Source organism: Micromonospora sp. NPDC049359 (genome assembly GCF_044466585.1).
Classification (GTDB): Bacteria; Actinomycetota; Actinomycetes; order Mycobacteriales; family Micromonosporaceae; genus Micromonospora.
The window spans coordinates 57,677-74,958 of record NZ_JBITMW010000012.1 but is presented as its reverse complement, the minus strand read 5'-3'; the positions used below and the strand labels follow the sequence as shown (position 1 = coordinate 74,958).

The window sequence follows — 17,282 nt, the reverse complement described above, 5'->3', positions numbered from 1 at the left end:
GGCTTCGCGCGGCGAGGCGGTGACCGGCCGTCAGCTCGCGGCGAGGTGTTCGCGGACGCTGCGGGGGCGCATGTCGGTCCAGGTGCGCGTGACGAAGTCCAGGCACTCCTGGCGGCTGCCGGCGCAGCCCGCGTCCCGCCATCCGTCCGGCGCCTCCCGGTGCCGGGGCCACAGGGCGTACTGCTCCTCGTCGTTGACCACCACGCGGTGTTCGTCAGCCATCAGGGTTGCCTTCCTCGTGTCGGGCCAGGTGCAGCTCACGGGCGAGACTCTCGGGCGAGAGCGCCCGGATCTCCGCGAGCAGGTCGGTGAGGTCCCCGTCCGGTACGGCGGGAGCCGGCCGGGCCAGGTCGGCGACGGTACGCGCCAGCGCGGCGGGGGTGGGTGACTCGAAGATCGCGGCGGGCGGCAGGTCGACGCCGAACGCGTCGCGCAGCCGCGCCACCACCCGGGTGCCGAGCAGCGAGTGGCCGCCCAGCTCGAAGAAGTCGTCGTCGGGACCGACCTCGTCCACCCCGAGCAGGTCCACCCAGATCCGCCGCACCACCTCGTACGGATCGTCGGTTGGCGCGACGGCAGTGTCCGGGGTGGTCGGTGGTGGGGCGGCGGTGACCGGCGCGCTCTCGCCGAGAGTGACCGGACCGGGCCGGTACGCGTCGACCCAGTGCCGCTCGCGGGCGAACGGGTACGTGGGCAGGGGCACCCGCCGTCGTCCGGTGGGCCAGTCGACGGGCGCCCCGGCGAGCCAGAGCCGACCGACGGCCAGCGCGACCGTCTCGTCCTCCCCGGCCGGGGTGCGGTCGGCGGGCAGGCTGGTCAGCACCGTCGTACCGCGGGCCGCCCCGTGCTGACGGACGAGGGTGGCCAGGGTGCGGCCCGGTCCGGCCTCCAGCAGCGCGTACCGCTCGCCCAGCAGCAGTTCGGCGGTGGCGGCGAAGTTGACCGGGCGGCGGAGCTGCCGCACCCAGTAGGCGGGGTCGGTGGCCTCGTCGTCGGTGAGCCAGCGTCCGGTCACGTTCGACACGATCGGCACGGCGGGCGGGCTGAGCGGAACCTCGCGCAGGTGCGCGGCGAAGCCGGCCAGGGCGGGCTCCATCATGGCCGAGTGGAACGCGTGCGAGGTACGCACCTCGCGGCAGGCCACTCCGCGCCCCCGCAGGTCGGCGGCGAACGCGGCGACGGCGGCCGTCGCGCCGGAGACGGTGACGAGGCGCGGCGCGTTGGCGGCGGCCACCTCCACGCCGTCGGGCAGCAGCGCCGTCACCTCGTCGACGCCGAGCGCCACCGACAGCATCGAGCCGGGGCTCTGCGCCTGCATGAGCCGACCGCGTACGGCGACGGTGGCGAGCGCGTCGGGCAGCGTGAAAACGCCGGCCAGGCAGGCGGCCACGTACTCGCCGAGGCTGTGTCCCGCCATCGCGACCGGACGTACGCCACGGTGCCGCAGCAGCTCGGCGAGGGCGTACTCGACGGCGAACAGGGCCGGCTGGGTGAGTCGGGTCTCATCCAGCTCCGGTACGGGCGGGACCGGTTCGCCGGGTGGGCAGAGCAGCGTGCGCAGGTCCACGTCGAGGTGCGGGCGCAGCAGTTCGGCGCAGCGGTCGAAGGCCGCCCGGTAGACCGGCTCGGCGCGGTACAGGGTGCGGCCCATCCCCGCGTACTGCGCGCCCTGGCCGGGGAAGAGCAGCGCCACACCGGCCGGCGTACCGGTGGCGACGCCGGTGCGGACCAGCGACGAGCCGCGGTCGGCGAGCCGGGCGGCGGCGGTGCGGGCGTCCGGGGCGACGGCGACCAGGCGGTGACCGAACGCCCGTCGCGTGTGGGCCAGGGTGTACGCGGCGTCGGCCAGCGGCACGTCCGGGTTCCCCTCCAGGTGGGTGGCGAGCTGGCTACGGGCCTCAGCGAGCCCGTCGGCGTCCCGGGCGGAGAGCACCAGCACGTGCGCGGACCGCTCGTCGTCGGGGAGTTGCCGCGCCGGTTCGGCGGCCTGGAGCACGACGTGGGCGTTGGTGCCCCCGATGCCGAAGGAGCTGACCGCCGCGCGGGGCGGTCCGCCCAGGTCGGGCCAGGGCTGCGGCGCGGTGGGCACCCGGAACGGGCCGCCGGCCAGCTCGGGGTGCGGCTCGGTGCAGTACGGGCTGGGTGGTACCACCCGGTGGTGCAGCGCCAACGCGGCCTTGATCAGCCCGGTGACGCCGGCGGCGACGTCGAGGTGACCGACGATCGACTTGACCGAGCCGAGCGCACACCGACCCCCGCCAGCGCCCCGACCCTCAGCGCCCCGACCCCCGACCGCGTGCTGGAACGCCTCGGTCAGGGCGCGTAGCTCGATCTGGTCGCCCAGCTCGGTGCCGGTGCCGTGCGCCTCGACGTAGCCGATGGTGGCGGGGTCGACCTCGGCCACCTCCTGGGCGGCCCGGATCGCGGCCACCTGACCGTCCACCCCGGGCGCGGTGAACCCGACCTTCACCCGGCCGTCGTTGTTGATGGCGGAGCCCCGGATGACGGCGTACACCGTGTCGCCGTCGTCGCGGGCGTCCGCCAGCCGGCGCAGGACGACCACGGCGGCGCCGTCGCCTCCCACCGTTCCGGTGGCGCGTACGTCGAAGGGCCGGCAGTGCCCGTCGCGGGACATGATGCCGCCGACCTCGTGGCGGTAGCCGGTGCCGGTGGGCAGCAGGATGTGCGCCGCGCCGGCGAGCGCGACGTCGCATTCGCGGGCGAGCAGCGCCTGCGCGGCGAGGTGTACGGCGACGAGCGACGACGAGCAGGCCGTCTGCACGGCCACGGCGGGTCCCCGCAGGTCCAGGTGGTACGCCACCCGGGTGGGCAGCGAGTCCTTGTCGTTGGCGAGCATCAGCTCGTACTCGGAGACCGAGTCGAGCCGTGGATTGCGGAACAGGTGGTGCAGGAGGTAGCCGCTGGCCGCCGCGGCGGCGTACACGCCGACCAGCCGGTCGGGGTCACCGGCGAGGTGACCGGCGCGTTCCAGGGCGGTCCAGGCCGTTTGGAGGAAGAGCCGCTGTTGCGGGTCGAGCAGCCGTGCGTCGCGGGGCGAGTAGCCGAAGAAGCCGGCGTCGAAGCGGTCGACGTCCGGCAGCGCGCCGTGCGCCGGCACGTGGTCGGGGTGCCGCCGCTCCTGTTCGCTCAGCCCGTTGGCGGCCAACTCCGCGTCCGTGAACCGGGTGATGGTCTCCTGTCCGGCGAGGACCCGACGCCACAGTTCGTCGACGTCGGCCGCGCCCGGAAAGCGGCCGGCCATCCCGACGATGGCGATCTCCAGTCCGGTCTCCTGCTCGCTCACGCTCGTCCCTCCCCCGCCGGCACCGGGCGGGCCCGGCGGGCCCGGTCGGCCAGCGCCTGCTTGCGTTCGTCTCGTCGGCGGCCGCCGGTCGGCGTCGCCGTGGGCGCGGACCCGCCGTCGAGGAAGCGGGCCAGCTGCGCGACGGTCGGGTAGCGGAACAGCTCCACCGCCGGAACCGGTCGGCCCAGCCGGTCGGCGAGTCGGGTCTGCACCCGTGCAAGCAGCAGGGACGTGCCCCCGAGGTCGAAGAAGTTGTCGTCCGCACCGACGTCGTCCAGCCCGAGCACCTGTCGCCAGGTGTCGGCGATGGTCCGTTCGACGGCCCCGTCGGGCGCCACGTACCTGGCGCCGAGATCGGCGCGGGCCACGGCGGGGGCCGGCAGACGCGACGCGTCGAGTTTGCCGCTGGACGTGAACGGCAGGTCGGGCACCACCACGAACGCGCTCGGCACGAGGTAGCGGGGCAGCCGCCGGAGCAGGCTCTGGCGTAGCTCGTCCACCGCCAACCCGTCGCCCACGAGGTAGCCGACGAGTCGTCGGCCACCGGGCGAGTCGGTCCGCACCACGGCGGCGGCGCGGCGTACGCCCGGGTGCTGCCGCAGGTGGGCTTCCACCTCACCCAGCTCGATCCGGAAACCGTTGATCTTGACTTGGTTGTCCGCCCGGCCGAGGAAGACGAGTTGTCCGTCGGCACGCCAGCGGACCAGGTCACCGGTGGCGTACATGCGCGCCCCCGGCGTCGGCGCGTACGGGTCGGGCAGGAAGCGTCCGGCCGTGAGCGCGGCGTCGCCGTGGTAGCCGCGGGCCACGCCGAGGCCGCCGAGATGCAGCTCGCCGGGCACCCCGGGCGGTACCGGCCGCAGCTCGGTGTCGAGGACGTAGGCGCGTACCCCGGTCAGCGGGCGACCGATCGGCAGCTCGCTGTCGGTGGGCGCGCAGTGGGCGGCCGTGGCGGTGACGGTGGCCTCGGTGGGGCCGTACCCGTTGATCAAGAGCCGGCCGCGCGACCAGGCGGCGGCGACGTCCGGCGCGCAGGGTTCCCCACCCACGGTGAGTACCCGCAGGTCGGGCAGGGCGGTGGGGTCCAACGCGTCGAGGACCACCGGCGGCAGGTCGGCGACCGTGACGCGGTGCCGGACGAGCGCGGCGGCCAGGTCGGGGCCGGGTGTGCGCTCGTCCGGGCCGAGCAGGCGCAGGGTCGCGCCGACGGTGAGCGTGGTGACCACGTCGGACAGCGCGACGTCGAACCCGATCGAGTGGAACTGCAGGACCCGGTCGCCGGCCTGGACGCCGACCAGCCGGGCCTGCGCCTCGGCGAGGTTGGCCAGCCCCCGGTGGGTGCCGATGACGCCCTTCGGCAGCCCGGTCGAGCCGGACGTGTAGATCAGGTAGGCGGCGGCGTCGGGGTGGACGGGCGCCGGGAGCGTGGCGTCGACGGCCGGCGGTTGCTCGTCGAGGCGCAGCAGCGGCACGTCGGTGGTCGGCAGCGCCAACTGCGCGTCGGCGGTGGTGACCACCAGCGCGGCGGCCGAGTCGGCGAGCAGGTGCGCCAGCCGGGCCGCCGGTAGCTGCGGGTCCAGGGGCAGGTACATCCCACCCGATCGGAGTACGGCCAAGAAGGTGACCACCCAGTCGGGGCCGGCGGGCAGGCAGACGCCGACGGTCGTCTCGTCCCGCACACCCCGGGCGGCGAAGGTCCGGGCCAGGCGGTCGGCCCGGGCGTCCAGGTCCCGGTAGGTGACAGCCTGATCGCGGTACGCCACCGCCACCGCGTCCGGGTTGGTCCTCGCCTGGCGGGCGACCAGTTCGCCCAGGCTCGGCTGCTCGGGTGACGCGGGCGCGGCGGCGGCCCAGCGGTCGACCAGGTCCCGACCGGCGGCCGGGTCGAGCAGCGGCAGCCGGTCGACCGGGGTGTCCGGGGCGGCGAGCGCGGCCATGAGCAGGGTGTCGAGCTGGTCGGCGAGCGCGCGGGCGGTGGACTCGTCGAAGAGTCTCATCCGGTACTCGATCCGCCCGTCGATTCGCCCCTCGTGTGCGACGACGGTCAACGTCAGGTCGAACATGGACGTACCGGTGTGCGTCTCGCCGCTGGTCAGCACGGTCACCCCGGGCAACGTCAGCCGCTGTTCCCAGCCGTCCTCGACGGCGAACATGACCTGAGCGAGGGGATGACGGCCGGGATCGCGGACCGGGCGCAGCTCCTGCACCAGGGCGTCGAAGGGCACCGGATCGGTCAGCGCGGTCAGCGCCGAGTCGCGGAGCCGGTCCAGCAGCGCGGCGAACGTCAGTCCACCGTCGACCCGACTGCGCAGCACCAGCGTGTTGACGAAGAAACCGACGGCGGTCTCGCTGTCGATCGTCTGACGGTTGGCCACCGGCGTGGCGATGAGCAGGTCCGACTGCTGGCTGCGCCGGTGCAGCAACGCCGCCCAGGCCGCCGCGAAGATCATGTACGGGGTCGCGCCGGTGCGTCGTTGCGCCTCGGCCACCCGGTCGGCCAACGCGGGAGGCCAGGAGAATTCGATCTCGTGGCCGGCGTCCTCCAGCTCCACCGGACGGGGCCGGTCGGTGGGCAGGTCGAGGCCGGGCGGCGCGCCGGCCAGCGCGTCACGCCACCAGTCGAGCCGCCGGGCCAGCTCGGTCGGGCCGAGCAGCCGGTCCTGGGCCAGCGCCGCCGGCACGTCCCGGGGGACCGTCGGCAACGCCACGGCACGGCCCTCCCGCAGGGCCGCGTACGCCGCCGACAACTCCTCGAAGAGCAGACCCATGCTCCAGCCGTCGCAGACCACGTGGTGCAGGCTGAGCAGCAGCGAGAAGTCATCCGGGCCGGTGCGGCACAGGGTGGCGCGCACCAGTGGCCCCCGGGACAGGTCGAACGGGCGTACCGCCTCGGCGGCGGCGTACCCGTCGATCCGCTCCGGCGCGACGTCCACCACCGTGAGCGGCAGACCGGTCGCCGGCAGGACCAGCTGGTACGACTGGCCGTCCAGCGGCACGAAGACCGTGCGCAGCGCCTCGTGCCGCGCCACGATCTCGTCGAGCGCGCCGCGTAACGCGGCCACGTCCAGGTCACCGCGCAGGTCCACCCGGTACGGCACGTGGTAGGCGGGGCTGTCCGGTCGGAGCTGGGCCAGCAGGAGCATCCACTCCTGGGCGGCGGTGAGCGGGTGGATGCCGTACCGGTCGCCGTCCGCGCGGATCGCCGCGAGGAACGTCCGCCGCCGCTCGGGTGGCAGGGCCTCCACGCGCTGGCGCAACTGGGCGGGGGTGAGCGCGCCGATCATCGGGCGGCGTCCTGTTCGAGCTGGTCGAGCAGGCCCGCGAGATCGGCGGGGGGCGGCCCGTCCAGCACGACCGGCGCGACCGGATCGGCGGACTCGGCGGGCGTGCCACCGATCTCGTCCAACGCGGCGGCCAGCGCGGCAACCGTCGGGTGGTCGAAGATCAGCCGCAACGGCACCTCCGCGCCGATCGCGGCGGCGAGCCGGGAGCGGACCCGGGTCGCCTTGAGGGACCGTCCACCCAGGTCGAAGAAGTCGTCGGCGCGGCGGCGCACCGGCACGCCGAGGACCTCCTGCCAGATCTCGGTCACCGCCCGCTCGGTGGGCGTACGGGGAGCGTCGTCGTCGGCTGCCGGGGTGGCGTCGGGGGCGGGCAGCGCCGCGACGTCCACCTTGCCGTTGCGGTTGAGCGGCAGCCGGGGCAGCACCACGAACACGGCCGGCACCAGGTGGTCGGGCAGTTGCTCGCGGGCCCGTTCCCGGATCGCCTCGACGCCCACTTCCTCGTCGGGCACGACGTACGCGACCAGCCGGGCGTCACCGGCGGCGTCGCGATCGGCGCGCACGATCGCGTCGCGAACCAGCCCGCCGCGGCGCAGCGCCTCGGTCACCTCCCCCGGCTCGACCCGGTACCCACGAATCTTCACCTGGTGGTCGGACCGGCCGACGAACTCGATCAACCCGTCCGGGCGCTGCCGGACCACGTCCCCGGTGCGGTAGAGCCGGCCACCGGCGCGGGGGCCGAACGGGTCGGGCACGAACGTCTCGGCCGTCGCGTCGGGGCGGCCGAGGTAGCCTCGGGCCACCCCGTCGCCGCCGATGCACAGCTCGCCCAGCACGCCGGGCGGTACCGGTCGCAGGAGACGGTCCAGCACGTACACCCGGGTGTTGGCGATCGGACCGCCGATCGGCACGACCGGGTCCGCGGCGGTGAGCCGGGCGCAGTCGTACGTGGTGCTGTAGGTGGTCGCCTCGGTCGGGCCGTACCCGTTGACGAGCGTCGTGTCCGGGCACGCCGCCCGCAGCCGCTCCACGGCGGTCCGGTCGGCCTGTTCGCCACCGAAGGTCAGGTAGCGCAGCGCGGCCAGGGCGTCCGGCGCCTCGGTCGCCACCTGCCGGGCCACGGAGGTGGCCAGGAACATCATCGTCACGCCGGTGTCGCGCAGCCGGGCGCGGAGCCGGTCCGGCACGATCACGTCGTTGATGTCCAGGTCCGCGAGGCAGGCGCCGTTGAGCAGCGCGCCCCAGACCTCCAGCGTGGCCGCGTCGAACGACATCGTGGCGGCCTGCCCCATCACGTCGTCGGGGCGCACGTCGATGAAGGTGGTGTCGCGGACCAGCCGGACGATGTTGCGGTGGCTGACGCCGGTGCCCTTGGGGCGGCCGGTGGATCCCGACGTGTACATGACGTACGCGAGTTGGTCGGGGTGAACCGTCACCGCCGGGGGCTGGGCCGGGCCGTCGTCGGTCGGCAGGCGGTCCACAGCGATCCGGGGCGTGCCGTCGTCGGGAAGCCGGTCGGCCAGCGCGGCGGCGTGCAGGATGACGCCCGGCGCGGCGTCCTGGCACATCAGCGCCAGCCGCTCCGGCGGGTAACCCGGGTCCAGCGGCAGGTACGCGGCGCCCACCTTGAGCGTCGCCAGGGCGGCGACCACCCAGGTCGTGGTGTCGGCGAGGCAGATCCCGACGATCGTCTCGGCGCCGATGCCGCGCCGGAGCAGACGCCCGGCCAGGTGGTTGGCGCGCCGGTCCACCTCGCGGTAGTCGAGCCTCTGGTTGTCGTCGCGCAGCGCGGGCGCGTCCGGGGTTCGCCGGGCCCACTCGGCGAACAGCGCGGGCACCGACGACTCGCGCGGATAGGCGGTGTCGGTGGCGTTCCAGTCACGCACCACCCGCCGTTCGGTCGCCGGGTCGAGCAGCGGTAGGTCGGACAGCCGCGCCCCGGGGCGTTCCCGCGCCCGGTCGAGCAGGACGGCAAGGGCCGCCGCGATCGACGCGACGTGCGGGTGTCCGGCCACCGTGGCCGTCGGCCGTTCGTCGGCGTCGTCGATCAGCAGCCGCAACACACCACGATTACCGGGCGGCGGTTGATCGGAGCCAATCGATACCACCGGCCGATAGCCGAGAGGAGTTTCGGGCAATTCCCTGTCATGCGCCCGGGCTTCACGTAGCGCCGTTCGGACCAGGTCCCGCAGCTCGGTCCAGGTGGGATCCTCGGGCAGCCGAACCCGGACCGGCAGCCAGCGTCCACCGTCGGTCGGGGCGGCCGGCGTCGCGGCGAGCAGATCCCGACCACCGACCCAGCGGTGCAGCAGCGCGAACAGGCCGGCCAACACGCTGACCTGCGGCTCGACCTCCTCGCCCAGGTCAACTCGGGCGTCGCCGGGCGGGTCTGCCGTCGGCGGGAAGGGCAGGTCCGGCGGGTCCGGGAGGGCGGCGAGCTGCCGCTCCCAGAAGGCGGAAAGGACAGGAAGAATTGTCTGTTCGGTCATCGGATCTCAGCTCCGATCGGCGGGTGACACGCAATGACCGAGAGTCTGGCCCGCGCCCGTGCCAGTTGCTTGTACGGACAGTTCGGGTGCCGTTGCGGCGACCTGAGGGAAACCTGAGCGCGGCTTTATGCCGATAGCGCATTGCAGTCAGTAAGTACACCGACTCTTTTGGTTATGGCGATGCCGCTCGATGAAGGCAATGATCGTGCCGGGGGGAAGCCACGCCGGGTGACGACTCGCAGGGCCCGGTTGTCTCTTCGCTCGCCTGAGCCTCCACGAGAGAACACAGGAGCGGTGCATGTCCGGAGACCTTGTCAACCATGCCTGGCGCGCGTCGCCGCCGGCTCGCAGCGAAGGTGGAGGCGACGCATCGACAGCAGAACGACAACCCACGAGTGGTGATCCGGGGCGGACGCTGCGCCACCTCGCCGCCGCCGGTGACCGCAGGGCGGCGCACCTGTGGCTCGCCACCCAGACCGACCTGCTCGCCGTACGCCCTGAAGACGCCGACGTCCCGGTCGCCCAGATCTGGCGCACGGCGCTGCGGCACCACCTCGCCGGGGAACCACACCTGGCGACAGCCCTCCTGGCGACCGCGCCGATCGGCGCGACCGGGCCGCACGCCGTGCAGATGTACTGCCACGCCGCGGTGCACCACCTGCTCGACGACGACATCGAGCGGGCCAGCGCCGACGTCGAGGAGGCGGCCCGCGCCGCCCACGCGTGCGGCGTACCGACCGCCCACCAGGCGTACGCCCGGGTGGTCGTGCTGCTCGCCGCCGCCACCGGCGACCCGACGGCGACCCTCGGGCGGGCGGAGGCGACCGACGGGCTGCGCCGCGCCGACGCCAACCTGTTCCGGCTGATGGTCCACCTGGACCTGGCCGGCCACCTGCTGCGGGCCGGCGACGCCGCCGACGCGCTGCGGCAGGCCGAGGCCGCCGTACGACTGACCGAGGTGGCGGGTGACTCCGGCTACGAGCCGTACGCGCTGACCCTGGCCGCCGTGGCGAAGTGCCAGCTCGGACGGTTGGAGGAGGCGCTCGCCGACGGCGCCGCCGGGCTTCGCCTGCGGGAGCTGGCGGGCGTCACCGCCGACGAGGCGTTCTCGCTGGCCGCCCTCGGCATGGTGCACCGCCGACGGCGCGAGCCACGCCAGGCCCGGCAGGCGTTGGAGGGCGCCCTGAGCGCCATGGCCACGTCTCCGTCACGCCCCACCTCGCCGGCCTGGGTGCTCGCCGAGCTGGCGCGGATCCGCGCCGCCGACGACCTGGCCGCCGCGCAGGACCTCGCCGACCGGGCGGTCACCCTGGCCCGGGAGCTCGAACGGCCGTACGCCCTGCTGGCGCGCGGCTGGGTGGCGCTGCTGCGGGGCGACACCGCCGCCGCCCACTTCGACGCCGCCGAAGCCCGTACCGGGGCCACCGTCGGGCGGCGACGCGCCACCCTCATCGAGGCGCTTCAGCTCACCGTGCTCGCGGCGGACGACCCACGCGCGTCCGCCGGGCTGCTCGACGACGCGGCGGCGCTCTGCCGAGAGCTGGGCGACCCGGCCGAGGAGGCCACCGTCCGGCTGATCGCCGCACGCCTGCAGGGTCGGCAGGCCCGTCGCGGCGCCGAGGGCGCCGAACAGAAACTGCGCCGCTGCGGGGTACGCCTCGACCCGGGCGTCGCCGACGGGCTCAGCGCGATCACACTGCGCGTACCGGCGGTGGTCATCCACACCCTCGGCGACTTCCGGGTGTTCCGGGCCGGCGCCGTCGTCCCGTACGGCGAGTGGCAGTCCAAGAAGGCCCGGGACCTGCTGAAGATCCTCGTCGCGCACCGGGGCCGCGCCGTGCCCCGGGCCCGGCTGATGGAGCTGCTCTGGCCGGACGAGTCACCGTCGCGCACCGCGAACCGACTGTCGGTGCTGCTGTCCACGCTGCGTCGGGTGCTCAGCACCGGTCATCGCACCAGCGGTCGGGGGGCGGTCCTGGCCGACCGGGGTTCGGTGGCGATCGACCTCGACGTGATCGACGTGGACGTCGAGACGTTCCTCACCGCGGCCGAGGAGGCACAGGCCGCCCTACGGGCCGGGCACCCCGACACGTCCCGCGCGCTGATGCGCGCCGACGAGTTGTACGGCGGGGACTTCCTCTCCGACGACCCGTACGAGGACTGGGCCCAGCCGCTGCGGGAGGAGGCGCAGGCCGCCCACACCAGTGTGCTGCGGGCCCTGGCCCAGCACACCCCGGACACCGACCAGAAGCTCGTCTACCTGATGCGGCTGGTGCACCGCGACCCGTACGACGAGGACGCCCACCTGGAGTTGGTGCAGGTGCTGCGCTCGGCCGGGCGGCACGGCGAGGCGCAACGCCGCTACCGCACGTACGTCGAGCGGATGCGGGAGCTGGGCATCGCCCCGGCGGGCTGCCCGGGGACGGGCGCCGACACCGGGCAGCACGCGGACTCGGCGGCTGCGCCGGAGGCGCGGGTCGCCCGGTGGCGGACTCCCGACGCGCAGCCCCCGTGGACGGCAGAGGTGGACGCGGGCCGTCCGGCCGGTGTCCCGGCGCAGCGGACGTCGAGGAGGCTCATCGAGCATCCAGCCTGACCGGCGCTCGTGGGTGACCCTGCGGGCTCACCGCGAGCAGGTCCAGGCGGGTTCCGGCGATGACACGTATGGGGGTCCCTTCTCCGTGATGTCACCTGTCACAGAGTGGGATGCCCCGACCCGGTGGCGGTTCGCGGATCGGGGCAGACCCGATCAGTGGCGGGGCTGGTAGCTCTTGGGCAGGCGCATGCCGCGCTCGGCCATGATCGCCCGCACCCGGTTGGGATAGTTGGTGATGATCCCGTCGACACCCATGTCCATCAGCGCGGACACGGTGGCCGGGTCGTCGCAGGTCCACGGGATGACCTTCAGGCCACGGGCGTGCGCCTCCGCGATCATGGTGGCGTCGGGGTAGAAGCGGAAGTTCGGGTCGGCGATGGTGCCGTTCTGCGGGAAACCGTAGTTCGGCGACAGGGCGGTGACGCCGGGGATGGCGGCGGCCGCCTTGACGAAGTCACCGTCGTAGTCGTCGGCGTCGATCCCACCGAGCCAGGGGGACGCGCCGGGCTTGCCGACCTGGAGGAAGTCGTAGTTCGTCAGGGCCACCAGCGGCCACTTCGGCGCGAGCCGGTGCATTTCCTTCAACGCGCCCCAGTCGAACGACTGGATGGTGACCTGCTTCTCGAGGCCGGAGGCGTGGATCTCCTCGAAGACGCGCCGGACGAACAGCTCTCGGGGCGCGGTCTGCTCGGGTGCTCCCGCCTCGACCTTCGTCTCGATGTTGAGGGTGACCTGCTTCGCCCGGTAGCTCTTGACGAGGTCGAGGACGTCCCTCAACTCGACCATCCGGAAGCCCTTGACCTGCTCCTGCTCGGGAAAGCCCGGGAGCTGCTGGTAGCCGCAGTCCATGGTCTTGACCTGGGCGAGGGTGAGGTCCTTGAGGTACTTGCCGACGTACGGGTACATCGGGTCGCCGGCCGTGACCGGCGCGGTGTCGGCGCACTTCTGCGCGCTGACCTGGCGGTCGTGGTTGACCACGACCTTCTGGTCCTTGGTGATCTGGGTGTCCATCTCCAGGGTGGTGACACCGAGGCGCAGGGCCTTGGCGAAGCCCTCCAGCGACTCCTCGGTGGTCATGCCGATGCCACCGCGGTGCGCCTGGAGGTCGAAGTGAGTCTTCTGCGGGAGCAGCGCGTTGGCACTGTCGACGGTCGACGCGTGCGCGGCCACCGGAACGGCGAGCGCGGGCAGGACGACGAGGCCCGCCAGAATGTGACGCAGGGACATGGTACGAGAACCTCAGCTCTTCAGGTGCAGATGCGCTGGCCACGCTAGGTGGGAGACGGTCGGCCCCGATGACCTCGCCGCGTGCGGAACGTGAACGCTCGCCGAACCTCAGAAGCACCTGCCGTTCGCCGACGGCCGCCCTGTCGATGCGGTGACCGTCGGCGAACGCCCCACGGCTAACCGCCGAGGGTGACGTGCAGGACGCGCTCGTTGCTGTTGTTCGGGGTGCTGTCCTTGTCACCGGTGTTGGTGGTGGTCAGCCACAGACCCCCGCCCGGGGCCGGCTCCACCGTGCGCAGCCGACCGTAGGTGCCGCTGAAGTACGTCTGCACATTCGTCAGGCTGCTGCCGCTGATCACGGCGCGGTACATCCGCGCGCCACGAGCGCAGGCGACGTAGAGGGCGTCGCGCACGATCGTGATGCCGGAGCAGGAGCCCTCGGCGGTCGGGTAGGTGCGCGCCGGCGCGAGGTAACCGGCGGTGCCGCAGGTGCCGCTGGTGCCCTCGCAGGCCGGCCAGCCGTAGTTCCCACCCTTGGTGATCAGGTTCGTCTCGTCCATGATCGAGTTACCGAACTCCTGCTCCCACAGGCGGCCCTGCGAGTCGAACGCGAGCCCCTGCGGATTGCGGTGCCCGTAGCTCCACACGTGGTTGCCGAACGGATTGTCACTCGGGACGCTGCCGTCCGGGTTGAGGCGAAGGATCTTGCCCTCCAGAGCGGCACGATCCTGGGCGTACGCGCCGTTCTGCGCGTCGCCGGTGCTCGCGTAGAGCTTGCCGTCCGGGCCGAACCGCAGCCGGCCGCCGTTGTGGTACTTGTTACGCCGGATCCCGCTCAGCAGGACCTGTTCGCCGGAGGTGGTGAGCCTGCCGTTCTCCAGCTTGATCCGCACGATCCGGTTGTCGCTCGGCGAGGTGTGCATGATGTAGAGCCACCGGTCGCTGGCGAAGCTCGACGAGATCGCGAGGCCCATCAGTCCACCCTCGCCGTCGGTGCTCTGCACGTTCGGCACGGTGCCGACGGTGGTCTTCGCCCCCGTGGCCGGGTCGAGCTGGATGATGTCGTGCGCGTCGCGGCGGTTGTACAGGACGGTCCCGTCCGGCAGCGTCACCAGCCCCCACGGAACGTCGGTGTCGGTCGTGACCTGGCGCACCGTGCACACCGGGTTGGCGCAGGTGGCACCGGTGCTCACCGCGACGGAGGCGCTGCGCGAGGAGGCGTTGTCCTGCCCGTCGCGGGCCGCCACCTGGTACTGGTAGGTGGTGTTCGCCGCCAGGCCGCTGTCGGTGAAGGTGGTCACCGGCGGAGCGCCGGTCACGGCGCCGATCTTCACGCCACCGCGGTAGATGTCGTACGCCCGGACCCCGACGTTGTCGCTGGACGCGGTCCAGCGCAGGGTGACGGTGGTGCCCGAGGCGCTGCCCGTGAGCTGCGTCGGCGTGCTCGGCGGCACCGTGTCGGCCTGGCACTGCGGCGGGGTGATCGTCACGGTGGAGCTGGCCTGCGACACGTTGCCGGCGGCGTCCCGCGCGTTGACGTAGAGGCCCCAGGTCGCGCCGGGCACGACGGTGAGGTTGGCGGACAGGGTGCTTGCGCTCACCGACGTCATCAGCTGGCCGTCGTGGTAGATGTCGTAGTACGCCACCGCCACGTTGTCCGTCGAGGCGTTCCAGGCGAACGTCACCGAGTTGCAGGTCAGACCGCTGACCCGGGCGTTGCCGGGCGGCGTGGGTGGCTGGCTGTCGGCGCTGCCGAACGACGACGTCCAGCGCTGGTTGGCCTGCCCGTTACAGGTCCAGAGACCGACCGTCGTGCTGTTGGCGGTGCCGCCACCCGTCACGTCCAGGCAGAGTCCCGACTGGACGCCGACGATGGTCCCGTTGGTGTTGATCTGCCAGCGCTGGTTCGCCCCGCCGGTGCAGCCGTAGATCTGCACGGCGGCCGGCGCGGTGGTGTCCTGCCCGACGACGTCCAGGCACATCGTCGCGTCGTAGACCCGCAACTCGCCGGCCGCGGTGAGGGTCCACGCCTGGTTGGCCTGTCCGCCGCAGTCATAGATATTGATCCCGGTGCCGGCGGTCCGGCCGCCGCCCACCACGTCCAGGCATCGGCCGGACGCCGCGCCGACGATCGTCGACGGACCGGCCGCCGACGCCGGCACGCCGAGCGTCACGGCCACCAGCACCGCCACGGTCACCGGCGGCAGGAGCCGTCGTGGTCTGAGCCGCGCGAAAATGCTCATCCGTCCTCCAAGGTCGGGGCATCGACCGGCCCGACCCGACGCCGGGCGACCCAGCGCCCGACCAGACCGACGAGAAGGCAACATCGACCATCAAAGATGGATTCCCGACACATGTCAACGATCTCGTTCGATCGAGGACAAACCGCGTCAACAAAGCCGGCTCTCCACGGATCGGCCTTCATGCGGCGTAATGGTGCAGCGACACGGCGTGGCGGGGCCTGCGCGGGGTGCGGCGTGGTGGGGCCTGCTCGCGGCGGCGTGGTGTGGCGGGGCCCGCTCGCGGCGGCGTGGTGTGGTGGGCCGGCATGGCGGCGCGGCGTGGCGCGGCGGCCCAGCAACCGCCGCGCCACCAGCGCCTGTCGGCGCCGAGCCGGACCGCCCGGTCCGCCGCTCCGGGCGGCCCCGCAGCGCAGTCTCCACCCGACCGGGCGGGCCTCCCGGCGGATGGATCCCTGCGCGTACCGACGTCGTGCGCCGCGATGGCGTCGGCCGGCCCGCCCCGCCAACAGCGGCCGGCGCTCGGGTCGCCGTGGACGACCTTGATCGACGCTCATCGAGGTCCGTCGGTGGCGAAAGTATTGGTACGGCGGAACTGCGATGTCAACGTTTCTCGGAAAGTTTGCGAAAGGTCAGACGGCACGCGGGTGCCAACCAATAGCCGTCTTCGCTGGCCCTGACACTGGCCAGGAGATTGAACTCACAACCGACGTTGCAGAACCTCGTCAGGCGATCTGATTGACGCCGATAGTTCCGATGAATTTCCGGATCACCGTGATCGACGCTCGGCCTTCGGCAGCCGACGCGCCTGCGGTCCGCGCATCGCCGCAGGTGGATCGCCACTGCTCGGCACCAGGATGACCGCGCTGCGACGGCCCTGCGGCGCTATCGGAGGACTTCCGGAACTTATTGACGGCCTCGAATTTGCGCTGCGATACTCCGATCCACCGTGATCGATGCACCCGGTGTCCGTGGGGTAGCCGTCGATCTCCCACCCACCACCAACCACGTCCGGACCGTGCTCTCCTTCCACACCGGGACGGGACCGGGCCGGTAGAAGGGGCACAGATGAGCACTGTCTCCGCTGGCACGCTCGTACGGTCCAGGCCACTACGGGCGGCGCTGTCCATCCTCGTCACCGCCGCCGCGGCGTGCGCCGTCGTCGCGGCCACCGCCACCCCGTCGAACGCCGCCACCTGCAACGGCTACGTCGGCCTCACCTTCGATGACGGCCCGACCGGCAGCACCAGCGCTCTGCTGAACGTGCTGCGGGCCAACGGCGTACGGGCCACCATGTTCAACGTCGGGCAGAACGTGCAGAACAACCGGTCGGCGGCGCAGGCGCAGGTGTCCGCCGGCATGTGGGTCGGTAACCACAGCTGGAACCACGCCCACATGACGTCGATGAGTCAGTCCCAGATGCAGTCCGACCTGTCCCAGACGAGTTCGGCCATCCAGTCGGCGACCGGCGTCCGACCCCAGTTGTTCCGGCCTCCGTACGGGGAGACCAACTCCACCCTTCAGTCGGTCGCCTCCTCGCTCGGGATGCGGCAGGTGATCTGGGACGTCGACTCCCAGGACTGGAACGGCGCCAGCGTCAGCCAGATCGTGTCGAACGCCAGCCGCCTCCAGGCTGGTCAGGTCATCCTCATGCACGACGGCATCCAGAACACCCGGGACGCCATCGGGCAGATCATGGCCAACCTGACCAGCCGCAACCTCTGCCCGGGCATGATCTCGCCGTCCACCGGCCGGGCGGTCGCGCCCGACGGGGCCACCCCGCCGCCGAGCGGCACCACGCCGCCCCCCAGCGCGACGACCCCACCGCCCAGCGGCGGATCCTGCACCGCCACCGCGTCGACCCCCAACGTGTGGGGCGACCGGTACAACACCTCGGTGACGGTCAGCGGCAGCAACACCTGGACCGTGGTCATCGCCCTCACCTCGCCGCAGCGCGTCTCCACCGTCTGGAACGGCAACGCCAGCTGGGACAGCAGCGGCACGGTGATGACCGTGCGGTCCAACGGCAGCGGCAACACCTTCGGCTTCACCACGATGTTCAACGGCAACAGCAGCGCCCGACCACAGATCCGCTCCTGTAGCGCCGGCTGACACCCCGGACGCGTCCCGCGTGGCGGCCAC

At 72.9% G+C, this 17,282-nt stretch carries 8 protein-coding genes; 2 read left to right on the top strand and 6 right to left on the bottom strand.

The window, feature by feature from the left end; all coding sequences use genetic code 11:
- Nucleotides 1-30: 30 nt before the first annotated feature.
- From ACIBTX_RS25250 to ACIBTX_RS25235, 4 genes are read right to left on the bottom strand one after another with little or no spacing between them, the layout of a single operon-like run.
- Entirely contained in the window at nucleotides 31-222 is a 192-nt protein-coding gene (locus ACIBTX_RS25250; RefSeq protein WP_355048249.1) for an MbtH family protein, read from the bottom strand.
- On the bottom strand, nucleotides 215-3,304 hold the full coding sequence (locus ACIBTX_RS25245; RefSeq protein ID WP_357169232.1) for a type I polyketide synthase: 3,090 nt from the start codon (nucleotides 3,302-3,304) through the stop codon (nucleotides 215-217). The genes ACIBTX_RS25250 and ACIBTX_RS25245 overlap by 8 nt, the downstream gene beginning before the upstream one ends.
- The gene (locus ACIBTX_RS25240; protein WP_396833084.1) at nucleotides 3,301-6,588 is read right to left on the bottom strand and encodes an amino acid adenylation domain-containing protein; all 3,288 of its coding nucleotides are present in this window, start codon (nucleotides 6,586-6,588) and stop codon (nucleotides 3,301-3,303) included. Before ACIBTX_RS25240 ends, ACIBTX_RS25245 begins: the two co-directional genes overlap by 4 nt.
- Complete coding sequence (locus ACIBTX_RS25235; protein WP_396833083.1) at nucleotides 6,585-9,077, bottom strand: amino acid adenylation domain-containing protein; 2,493 nt, start codon at nucleotides 9,075-9,077, stop codon at nucleotides 6,585-6,587. The genes ACIBTX_RS25240 and ACIBTX_RS25235 overlap by 4 nt, the downstream gene beginning before the upstream one ends.
- Before the next feature lie 298 nt (nucleotides 9,078-9,375).
- Between ACIBTX_RS25235 and ACIBTX_RS25230 the strand changes: the two genes are divergently transcribed.
- Nucleotides 9,376-11,673 (top strand): BTAD domain-containing putative transcriptional regulator, encoded by a 2,298-nt coding sequence (locus ACIBTX_RS25230; protein ID WP_357394509.1) that lies wholly within the window; start codon nucleotides 9,376-9,378, stop codon nucleotides 11,671-11,673.
- Between the two features lie 153 nt (nucleotides 11,674-11,826).
- On the opposite strand, the gene ACIBTX_RS25225 is transcribed toward ACIBTX_RS25230, so the two are convergent.
- Nucleotides 11,827-12,900: a glycerophosphodiester phosphodiesterase family protein gene (locus ACIBTX_RS25225; protein ID WP_357125595.1), complete on the bottom strand. Its 1,074-nt coding sequence runs from the start codon at nucleotides 12,898-12,900 to the stop codon at nucleotides 11,827-11,829.
- Between the two features lie 176 nt (nucleotides 12,901-13,076).
- Nucleotides 13,077-15,143, bottom strand: a complete 2,067-nt coding sequence (locus ACIBTX_RS25220; protein ID WP_357125592.1) for a PQQ-dependent sugar dehydrogenase — start codon at nucleotides 15,141-15,143, stop codon at nucleotides 13,077-13,079.
- Nucleotides 15,144-16,208: 1,065 nt separating this feature from the next.
- Between ACIBTX_RS25220 and ACIBTX_RS25215 the strand changes: the two genes are divergently transcribed.
- Nucleotides 16,209-17,252, top strand: coding sequence for a polysaccharide deacetylase family protein (locus ACIBTX_RS25215; RefSeq protein WP_357125589.1), 1,044 nt, complete (start codon nucleotides 16,209-16,211; stop codon nucleotides 17,250-17,252).
- The last annotated feature ends 30 nt before the right edge of the window (nucleotides 17,253-17,282 follow it).